This is a genomic window from Streptomyces sp. NPDC029169 (genome assembly GCF_055563935.1).
This window is the reverse complement of the sequence record NZ_JBVHXA010000003.1, coordinates 531,591-540,055: the sequence shown is the minus strand read 5'-3', so window position 1 is coordinate 540,055 and position 8,465 is coordinate 531,591. Positions and strand designations below refer to the sequence as shown.

Here is an 8,465-nt window from a genome sequence, read left to right as displayed (position 1 = left end):
GCACCCACCCCATACGACAACGTCGGCCTTCAAGACCACAACCAGGTCTCGAAGGCCGACGTCACGCACAGGCCCCGGATTTGCCAACAGCATCCTGCACAGAGCGGGGCCCTTCATACGTAGCGAAACGTACCGGACACGCCTACCGGCGGGCCACGCCCTCGGCGCGGGCGGCGGCGGCGACCGCGGCCGCGACGGCCGGGGCGACGCGGTCGTCGAACGGCGACGGGATCACGCAGTCGGCGGCGAGCTGCTCGCCCACCACGTCCGCGATCGCGTTCGCGGCGGCGATCTTCATGCCCTCGGTGATCCGGGAGGCCCGGACCTGGAGGGCGCCGGCGAAGATGCCGGGGAAGGCCAGCACGTTGTTGATCTGGTTCGGGTAGTCCGAACGGCCGGTCGCCACGACGGCCGCGTACTTGTGCGCGACGTCGGGGTGGACCTCGGGGTTCGGGTTGGCCATGGCGAACACGAAGGCGTTCGGCGCCATGGACGCGACCGCGGCCTCCGGGACCGTACCGCCGGAGACGCCGATGAAGACGTCGGCGCCGGCCAGGGCGGTCTCCAGGGAGCCGGTCAGGCCCGCCTTGTTCGTGAGCTCGGCGATCTCGCGCTTGACCTCGGTGAGGTCCTCACGGTCGCGGCTGACGATGCCCTTGCGGTCCGCGACGGCCACGTCGCCGAGCCCGGCCTCCAGGAGGAACTTGGCGATGGCCACACCGGCCGCACCGGCGCCGGAGATGACGGCGCGCAGGTCACCGAGGGTCCGGCCGGTCAGCTTCGCCGCGTTGCGGAGGGCGGCGAGGGTGACGATCGCGGTGCCGTGCTGGTCGTCGTGGAAGACGGGGATGTCGAGGCGCTCCTGCAGCTTGCGCTCGATCTCGAAGCACCGCGGCGCCGAGATGTCCTCCAGGTTCACTCCACCGAAGGAGGGCGCGAGCCGGACGACGGTCTCCACGATCTCATCGGTGTCGGTGGTGGCGAGCGCGATCGGCACCGCGTCCACGCCGCCGAACTGCTTGAAGAGGATCGCTTTCCCCTCCATGACCGGAAGCGAGGCCTCCGGGCCGATGTCGCCGAGTCCGAGCACCGCCGTACCGTCGGTCACGACCGCGACGACCTGGGACTTCCAGGTGTAGTCGTGGACCAGTTCCGGCTGCTCGGCAATCGCGGTGCACACCTTGGCGACGCCGGGCGTGTACGCGAGGGACAGGTCGTCCTTGTCGCGCAGCGGCACCGTGGCCGAGATGGCCATCTTGCCGCCGCGGTGCAGCGCGAAGGCCGGATCGAAGGGCTCCTGAGCCCCTTCCGTACCGCTCTCGCTGCGAGGATTGACGATCTCCGCTGCCATTGGGTTGACCCCTTAAGTCTTCTTCATTTGAGGGTGGCCACTCCTGGATGAGGAGGGGTGGGCGGGTCCCGCGGTCGCCGTGTCTGGCAACCGCGCGGGCGCGCCGCACAACGCGCCCTGAGCCCCGGATGAGGGGTGTAAGGATCCTTCTTACCGGACGTACGTCACCGTAGACGAGTCCAATACGGAGCGGTGATGCGACTCATACAGCCGTATCGGCACCTTGCGCAGAGGAGGCACGTCGCCCCATGTCCGGATACGGTCGGCGGTACACCGGATCGTGGCCTTCGTGTCGTCCAAATGGCGAGATCAACCGGAGATTTTCCGGTGCGATAGCGGTATCTCCGGAGAAGATCCGGCCTTGATGTACCGGCCTGTCGCGATTCGGGGGTCACCCGTTATCCGATTTTGACATGCGAGGCCGTCCGATTCGTGCGTTCCGAATGGCAAGATGCGCGTAATCACACGAGGTCGCGACACCCGAAGGTGCGTGCGCGGCCTGGCAGCTCCCTCACACGCCGGAGGAACCCGACCATGACCGCACGCTCCACGCGCTGTACGACCGCCGCCAAGACCCGTACGTCCCGTCTTGCCGCGGTCGCCGCCATCGCGGTCGCCGGCTCCATGCTGCTGACCGCCTGCGGCGACCAGACCGAGGGCGGCACGACCCCCGAGGGCGGCACGAAGACCACCGGCTCCGCCGCTCCGCTCTTCTCCAAGCTGCCCGCCGACATCCAGAAGGCCGGCGTCATCAAGGTCGGCACGGACGCCGCGTACGCCCCGATGGAGTTCACCCAGGACGGCAAGATCGTCGGTGTCGACCCGGACATCGCCGAGGCCCTCTCCAAGCAGCTCGGTGTGAAGTTCCAGTTCACCTCGGGCACCTTCGACGGCCTGATCACCTCGATCTACACCGGCCGCCAGGACCTGATCATGTCCTCGATGACGGACAACAAGAAGCGTCAGGAGGGCCTGGACGACACCGGCAAGAAGATCGGCAAGGGCATCGACTTCGTCGACTACTTCAGCTCCGGCGTCTCCCTGCTGGTCAAGAAGGGCAACCCGCAGAACATCAACTCCCTCGACGACCTCTGCGGCAAGACGGTCGCCGTCCAGCGCGGCACCATCTACGAGGACACCTTCAAGGCCCAGGCCACGAAGTGCGGCGCGAACAAGCTCACCATCCAGGCGTTCGACACCGACGCCGAGGCCCAGACCCGCGTCAAGGCCGGCGGCGCCGTCGCCGACCTGAACGACTACCCGGTCGCCGCGTACATCGCGAAGACCTCGGGCGGCGGCAACGACTTCGAGGTCACCGGCCAGCAGAGTGACGTCGGCCTCTTCGGCATCGGCGTCTCCAAGGACAACACCCAGCTGCGTGACGCGATCAAGGAAGCCCTCGACGCGATCATCAAGGACGGCTCGTACGCCAAGGTCCTGGAGAAGTGGGACGTCGAGGACAGCGCCGTCAAGTCGGCCACCATCAACGCCGGCAAGTGACTCTCCGCGCTCCATTGAAGGGCAGTCATTGTGACTGACAAGATCGACAAGGGTCCGGCCGATTCTCCGGCCGGGCCCGGCGCCTCGGGCTCCCCGTACGAGGCGATCAAAGCAATCCCCGTGAGGCACGTCGGCCGCTGGGTCAGCGCAGTCGTCGTCATCGCGCTGCTCGGCTGGCTCGTCTTCGCCTTCTCCCAGGGCAACATCATCTGGGACACGGTCGGGGACAAGCTGTTCGACACCTCGGTCCTCGAGGGCCTGTGGAACACCATTGTCATCAGCGTCGCGTCCATGGCGCTGGGCCTCGTCCTCGGCGTCGTCTTCGCCGTGATGCGGCTCTCCAGGAACCCGGTGACCGGCGCAGTCGCCTGGCTCTACATCTGGTTCTTCCGCGGCACGCCGGTCTACGTCCAGCTGCTGGTCTGGTTCAACCTGTCGCTGATCTTCGAGTTCATCAACCTCGGGCCGATCTACAAGAACGAGACCGTGGACGTCATGACGCCGTTCATGGTCGCGCTCCTGGGTCTCGGCCTCAACGAGGGCGCGTACATGGCGGAGATCGTCCGCGCCGGCATCCAGTCGGTCGACGAGGGGCAGACGGAGGCCGCGCACGCGCTCGGCATGCCGCAGACGAAGACCATGCGTCGCATCGTCCTGCCGCAGGCCATGCGGGTGATCGTGCCGCCGACGGGCAACGAGTTCATCAACATGCTCAAGACCTCCTCGCTGGTCTCGGCCGTGCAGTACACCGAGGTCCTGCGGGCGTCGTCGAACATCGGCAACACGGCCGGTGCCGTCATGGAGATGCTGTTCGTGGCCTCCATCTGGTACCTGGCCCTGACCAGCGTGTTCAGCGTCGGCCAGTACTACCTGGAGCGCCGCTTCGCCCGCGGTTCACTGCGGAGCCTGCCGCCGACCCCGCTGCAGCGCATCCGGACTAACCTGACTATGTTCAAGCGTTCTCCGGAGGCGACGCGATGACCGCCATGGTCAAGGCCGAGGGCGTCCACAAGTCCTACGGCGCAGCCCACATCCTGCGCGGTATCGACCTCGAGGTCGCTCCCCGTGAGGTGTTCTGTCTGGTCGGTCCGTCCGGCTCCGGCAAGTCGACGTTCCTGCGGTGCATCAACCACCTGGAGCGGGTCGACGGCGGCCGGCTGTCCGTCGACGGCCAGCTGGTGGGCTACCGCGAGAAGGGCGACAAGCTCTACGAGCTGAAGGACAGCGAGGTCGCGGCCCAGCGCCGGGACATCGGCATGGTCTTCCAGCGCTTCAACCTGTTCCCGCACATGACGGCCCTGGCCAATGTCATGGAGGCGCCGATCCAGGTGAAGGGCGAGTCGAAGGCCGTCGCCCGCGAGCGGGCCGAGCGGCTGCTCGACCGCGTGGGCCTGGCCGACAAGGCCGGGAACTACCCCACGCAGCTCTCCGGCGGCCAGCAGCAGCGCGTGGCCATCGCCCGCGCGCTGGCGATGGAGCCGAAGCTGATGCTCTTCGACGAGCCGACCTCGGCGCTCGACCCGGAGCTGGTCGGTGACGTCCTCGACGTCATGCGTGACCTCGCCGAGTCGGGCATGACGATGATCGTCGTCACCCACGAGATGGGCTTCGCCCGCGAGGTGGGCGACAACCTCGTGTTCATGGACGGCGGCGTGGTGGTCGAGTCGGGCCACCCGCGCGACGTCCTGGGCAACCCGCAGCACGACCGGACGAAGGCGTTCCTGTCGAAGGTGCTGTAGCACGGCCGTAAGGCGATGGGGCGGTACGGGATTCCCGTATCGCCCCATCGCCGCATCCACGGCCTACTTCAGCGCGAGAAGGAGCGTGTCCGAGGGCGAGGCCCAGACGGCCCGGGCCTCCCCGAACCCGGCGGCGCGAAGGATCTCGGCGTGGCGGCGGGGGGACGGCATGTCGCCGTCGGCGTGCTCGCCGTAGATCTCGAAGCGGCGGGCGGTCGGCCCGGCGAGGACCGGGTCCTTGGCGGCCACGGCCCACCACTCGGCCCAGTCGAGCGCGCCGGCGGCCTTGGCGCGGTCCATGGCGGCGTGGCGGTGGGCGCGTTCGGCGGCGTTGATCCGGGGGGTGGTCTCGTCGATCATGTGGTCGGCGTTCATGAAGACGCCGCCGTCCCGGACGAGGCCGGCGAGCTGCCCGTAGAGCGCGGTGAGCGGCTCGGTGTGCAGCCAGTGCAGCGCGGTGGCGGTGAGCACAGCGTCGTACGAGTCGTGCGGGAGGCGGGTGACCCACTGCGGGTCCTTGAGGTCGGCGGTCACGAAGGTGACGCGCTCGTCGTCGGCGAAGTACCCCTCGGCGATGGCGAGCAGGGCGGGGTCGAGGTCGACGCCGACGCTGGTCGCCTTCGGGAACCTCGTGAGGAGCCGATCCGTGATACTCCCTGTACCGCACGCCAGGTCCAGAACGCGGGGCTCCGGCCCCACCACGGCCTCGACCATGTCGAGCATCACGCGGAACCGCTCCTCGCGGTCCGGCATGTACCACTCCTGCTGTCGGTCCCAGCTCTCCTGCCAGGCCGCCCAGTCGGTTCCGGTAGTAGCCGCGTCCGTCATAGCACTCCCTCACCCTCTTCGTAATACCCTCGAAGGGGAAACATCCATTACCCCCTCCGCACCCGACACTAGACTTCCGCCGTAAGGACTACAAGTGGAACTGGCCTATTACTCGGATTACGCCGTGCGTCTGGTCAACACCGAGGAGCCGGCCCGCAACAAGGACTCCCTGACGTCGGTCGAGGCGGTCCGCGAGCTCTTCGGCGCGGCCTCCCAGATGGCCCGGCGGGTGACGGACGCCGACGTGACGCGCTTCCGTTCGGTACGGACCCGGCTGCGGGCGGTCTTCACCGCGGCGGACGAGGGCGACCACACGGGCGCCGTGGACCTCCTCAACTCCCTCCTCCTGGAGTTCCCCGTCAGCCCGCAGATCTCGGGGCACGACTACCTGGACGACGAGGGGCACCCGCGCTGGCACATGCACCTCGCCGACCACCCCTCGAACGCGACGGCGGGGTACGCGGCCATCGCGGCGATGGGACTCGCGTTCCACCTCACGGAGTTCGGGGCCGACCGGCTCGGGCTCTGCCAGGCGGCGCCGTGCCGCAACGCCTACCTCGACACCTCGACCAACCGCTCCCGCCGCTACTGCTCGGACCGCTGCGCGACCCGCGCGAACGTGGCCGCCTACCGGGCCCGCAAGCGCCTGGAGGCCGAACGGTCCGACGAGACCGGCCTCACCGCGGAGAAGAGCCAGGAGAGCACCACACCGGCCGACCGCTGACGCCCGGGCGTGACGGGCCGGTATCGCGCCCGTACGCGCCCGAGCACCAGCTCGGCGGGCACGGCGCCGAAGACACGGCTGTCGCCCTCGGTGTCCGGATTGTCCCCGAGCACCCACCACCCTCCGCCCTGTCGCTCGATCAGGCGCTTGACGATGAGCAGATCCTGCTGGAGCGGGTGACGCAGCACGGCCACGTTCCCGGGCCGCAGCCGGGCCCCGTACTGCACGAGGAGCTGGTCGCCGTGGAGCAGCGTGGGCACCATGGACACCCCCGTCACCTCGGCGATCCCGAACAGGGGCCCGGCCCCCCGCCCCGCGTCCGTCATCCGGCACCTCCCGATCAGATCGTCGACGTCGTCAACGTCGTCCACTCGTACACGAGTCCCATGGTGACCCTGGACTTTTGTCCTAAGCCCCTGGGGGCGCTCGCGAAAACCGCCTTCTCGGGGAGTAATCTCCCACCTGAGAAGACGATCACGAGGAAGGACAGCTGAATGCTCTCCCGCCTGTTTGCCCCCAAGGTGAAGGTCAGCGCCCACTGCGACCTCCCCTGCGGTGTCTACGACCCGGCCCAGGCCCGGATCGAGGCCGAGTCGGTCAAGGCCGTCCAGGAGAAGTACCAGGCCAACGAGGACGCGCACTTCCGCGCGCGTGCCACGGTCATCAAGGAGCAGCGCGCGGAGCTCGCCAAGCACCACATCTCGGTGCTCTGGAGCGACTACTTCAAGCCCCCGCACTTCGAGAAGTACCCCGAGCTGCACACGCTCATCAACGACACCCTGAAGGCCCTCTCGGCCGCCAAGGCGTCGACGGACCCGAAGACGGGCGAGAAGGCGCTGGAGCTCATCGCCGAGGTCGACCGGATCTTCTGGGAGACGAAGAAGGCCTGATCTTCGATCATGCCGCTTGACCTGCGATTTCTTCGATCGTCTGGTCTACCTGTCCGCACCCGGTCCGCTGGCCGCCGAGAACGGCGTCCATGACGGCCCGGGTGCGGTCTTCTTCGCGGAGGCGTAAGCGGGCGGCCGACACGACGACCAATCACGCCCGTGTCGACTCAGAGATCATCTGCGATCGGCGGTCGATGGACGAACATCCAGCGGTGGCCTTCAAGGTCCTCGGCGCGGTAGAGACGTCCGTGAGGGGTGTCCTCCGGCTCCGAGAGGATGGTGGCACCCGCCTGGGTGGCACGCTCGCAGTGTTCGTCGACGTCGTCGACGAAGACCAGGACGCCGTCGATGACGTAGGGCACGGTCGACCAGGCACGGGCGCGCTCGCAGTGCTCGCGATGCGTCCTCGGGCCTTCGTAGTCCGGGGTGGGGGTGCCCATCATGATGCGACCGCCGCCCGCGATCATTTCGCCGTGCGCCAGTCCGCCATCCTCGTCGAGCATGCGCAGGTGCTCGACGAAGCCGAACGCCTTCGCCAGCCAGTCCATCGCGGCGGGCCCGTCCTCGTAGTCCAGCATCGGCACGACTGCCTGCCGCTCGAAACCGGTGAGGTCCGCCATCACGCCCTCCAGGAGCCGGCCCCCTGATATCAGGCTATGCCGCACCTGGTCGCCGGTCTCGTCGACGACCAGCACAACGTGACCACTGCCTAGACTCGACCCAGGGGCGTCTCAAGGACGGAGGTGACTCCATGCCCGCCATCCTCTTCGTCCGGATCACATCCGGACTCGATGCGCAGGAGTTCGAACGGCGCCTGCTGGAACGGCGGCCCCGTTTCCGTGACGTACCCGGTCTCCTGCAGAAGGTCTACGGCCGCGACAGCGCAACCGGCGACGTGTGCGGCATCTACTTCTTCGAGAGCCAGGAGGCGCTCGACGCGTTCCGGGAGACCGAGCTTGCCCGCACCATCCCCGCCGCGTACGAAGCGGTCGAGGTCCGCCGCGAGGTGTACGAGGTGCTCTATTCACTGCGGCCCGACCGGGGGCCCTTCGCCGAATCCGGCCACGCGGCGGCGTGACCCGCCGATGACCGGCGACGATGGCCCCAAGACCGAGCCCGCGCCAGCCACCACCAGCTGCACGACGACGCAGACGAGTTCGGTCGCGGTCGGCCAGATGATCGCCATGATCGCCGGCTCGGTGCTCACCCTCGTCTTCGCCGCAGTCTCCACCCGCCTGGACAAGACCAAGGTGCGAGCCTCGACCAGCGCCAACGCCACCCAGTCCATGGCCGCTGCCTCCGCCGTCCCCGCCCCCCAGCGCCCCACCGGCATCGGCCTGTTCCAGCTCGCCTACCTCATGGGCGGAGCCCTCGGCCCGTAGCACCGCCCGAAGGGGCCCGACCGGCAATCCCGGTCGGGCCCCTTCGGCGCG

11 protein-coding genes are annotated in these 8,465 nt (G+C 68.4%); 7 read left to right on the top strand and 4 right to left on the bottom strand.

Annotation, left to right across the window (positions count from 1 at the left end):
• Positions 1 to 142: 142 nt before the first annotated feature.
• Positions 143 to 1,351, bottom strand: a complete 1,209-nt coding sequence (locus ACZ4VI_RS09225; protein ID WP_467998073.1) for an NAD(P)-dependent malic enzyme — start codon at positions 1,349 to 1,351, stop codon at positions 143 to 145.
• 534 nt (positions 1,352 to 1,885) lie between these two features.
• Here ACZ4VI_RS09225 and ACZ4VI_RS09220 point away from each other — a divergent pair.
• The 3 genes from ACZ4VI_RS09220 to ACZ4VI_RS09210 are packed head-to-tail and all read left to right on the top strand — an operon-like array spanning position 1,886 to position 4,590.
• A complete protein-coding gene (locus ACZ4VI_RS09220) occupies positions 1,886 to 2,851 on the top strand; it encodes an ABC transporter substrate-binding protein (RefSeq protein WP_467998071.1) in 966 nt (321 codons plus the stop codon).
• A 30-nt stretch (positions 2,852 to 2,881) separates the two neighbouring features.
• Entirely contained in the window at positions 2,882 to 3,832 is a 951-nt protein-coding gene (locus tag ACZ4VI_RS09215) for an amino acid ABC transporter permease (protein ID WP_467998069.1), read from the top strand.
• 5 nt (positions 3,833 to 3,837) lie between these two features.
• On the top strand, positions 3,838 to 4,590 hold the full coding sequence (locus ACZ4VI_RS09210; RefSeq protein WP_467998113.1) for an amino acid ABC transporter ATP-binding protein: 753 nt from the start codon (positions 3,838 to 3,840) through the stop codon (positions 4,588 to 4,590).
• A 63-nt stretch (positions 4,591 to 4,653) separates the two neighbouring features.
• Here the strand turns inward: ACZ4VI_RS09210 and ACZ4VI_RS09205 are convergent, their stop codons facing one another.
• Entirely contained in the window at positions 4,654 to 5,418 is a 765-nt protein-coding gene (locus tag ACZ4VI_RS09205) for a class I SAM-dependent methyltransferase (protein ID WP_467998067.1), read from the bottom strand.
• Between the two features lie 94 nt (positions 5,419 to 5,512).
• Here ACZ4VI_RS09205 and ACZ4VI_RS09200 point away from each other — a divergent pair, with 94 nt between their 5' ends.
• Positions 5,513 to 6,142: a CGNR zinc finger domain-containing protein gene (locus tag ACZ4VI_RS09200; protein WP_467998065.1), complete on the top strand. Its 630-nt coding sequence runs from the start codon at positions 5,513 to 5,515 to the stop codon at positions 6,140 to 6,142.
• Here the strand turns inward: ACZ4VI_RS09200 and sodX are convergent.
• The gene (gene sodX / locus ACZ4VI_RS09195) at positions 6,046 to 6,468 is read right to left on the bottom strand and encodes a nickel-type superoxide dismutase maturation protease (protein WP_467998111.1); all 423 of its coding nucleotides are present in this window, start codon (positions 6,466 to 6,468) and stop codon (positions 6,046 to 6,048) included. The genes ACZ4VI_RS09200 and sodX overlap by 97 nt on opposite strands.
• A 168-nt stretch (positions 6,469 to 6,636) precedes the next feature.
• On the opposite strand from sodX, the gene sodN reads away from it, so the two are divergent.
• Positions 6,637 to 7,032 (top strand): superoxide dismutase, Ni, encoded by a 396-nt coding sequence (sodN, locus tag ACZ4VI_RS09190; RefSeq protein WP_361850540.1) that lies wholly within the window; start codon positions 6,637 to 6,639, stop codon positions 7,030 to 7,032.
• 167 nt (positions 7,033 to 7,199) lie between these two features.
• On the opposite strand, the gene ACZ4VI_RS09185 is transcribed toward sodN, so the two are convergent.
• A complete protein-coding gene (locus ACZ4VI_RS09185) occupies positions 7,200 to 7,652 on the bottom strand; it encodes a VOC family protein (RefSeq protein WP_467998063.1) in 453 nt (150 codons plus the stop codon).
• 131 nt (positions 7,653 to 7,783) lie between these two features.
• On the opposite strand from ACZ4VI_RS09185, the gene ACZ4VI_RS09180 reads away from it, so the two are divergent.
• Both ACZ4VI_RS09180 and ACZ4VI_RS09175 read left to right on the top strand, forming a co-directional pair.
• On the top strand, positions 7,784 to 8,110 hold the full coding sequence (locus tag ACZ4VI_RS09180) for a YdhR family protein (RefSeq protein ID WP_467998061.1): 327 nt from the start codon (positions 7,784 to 7,786) through the stop codon (positions 8,108 to 8,110).
• 7 nt (positions 8,111 to 8,117) lie between these two features.
• Positions 8,118 to 8,414, top strand: a complete 297-nt coding sequence (locus ACZ4VI_RS09175) for a hypothetical protein (protein ID WP_467998059.1) — start codon at positions 8,118 to 8,120, stop codon at positions 8,412 to 8,414.
• The last annotated feature ends 51 nt before the right edge of the window (positions 8,415 to 8,465 follow it).

Excerpts from the sequence above, each read along its gene's own strand:
- ACZ4VI_RS09225 (WP_467998073.1), bottom strand. The coding sequence starts at position 1,351 with ATGGCAGCGGAGATCGTCAATCCTCGCAGCGAGAGCGGTACGGAAGGG.
- ACZ4VI_RS09220 (WP_467998071.1), top strand. The coding sequence starts at position 1,886 with ATGACCGCACGCTCCACGCGCTGTACGACCGCCGCCAAGACCCGTACG.
- ACZ4VI_RS09210 (WP_467998113.1), top strand. The coding sequence starts at position 3,838 with ATGGTCAAGGCCGAGGGCGTCCACAAGTCCTACGGCGCAGCCCACATC.
- ACZ4VI_RS09205 (WP_467998067.1), bottom strand. The coding sequence starts at position 5,418 with ATGACGGACGCGGCTACTACCGGAACCGACTGGGCGGCCTGGCAGGAG.
- sodX (WP_467998111.1), bottom strand. The coding sequence starts at position 6,468 with ATGACGGACGCGGGGCGGGGGGCCGGGCCCCTGTTCGGGATCGCCGAG.
- sodN (WP_361850540.1), top strand. The coding sequence starts at position 6,637 with ATGCTCTCCCGCCTGTTTGCCCCCAAGGTGAAGGTCAGCGCCCACTGC.
- ACZ4VI_RS09185 (WP_467998063.1), bottom strand. The coding sequence starts at position 7,652 with ATGGCGGACCTCACCGGTTTCGAGCGGCAGGCAGTCGTGCCGATGCTG.
- ACZ4VI_RS09180 (WP_467998061.1), top strand. The coding sequence starts at position 7,784 with ATGCCCGCCATCCTCTTCGTCCGGATCACATCCGGACTCGATGCGCAG.
- ACZ4VI_RS09175 (WP_467998059.1), top strand. The coding sequence starts at position 8,118 with ATGACCGGCGACGATGGCCCCAAGACCGAGCCCGCGCCAGCCACCACC.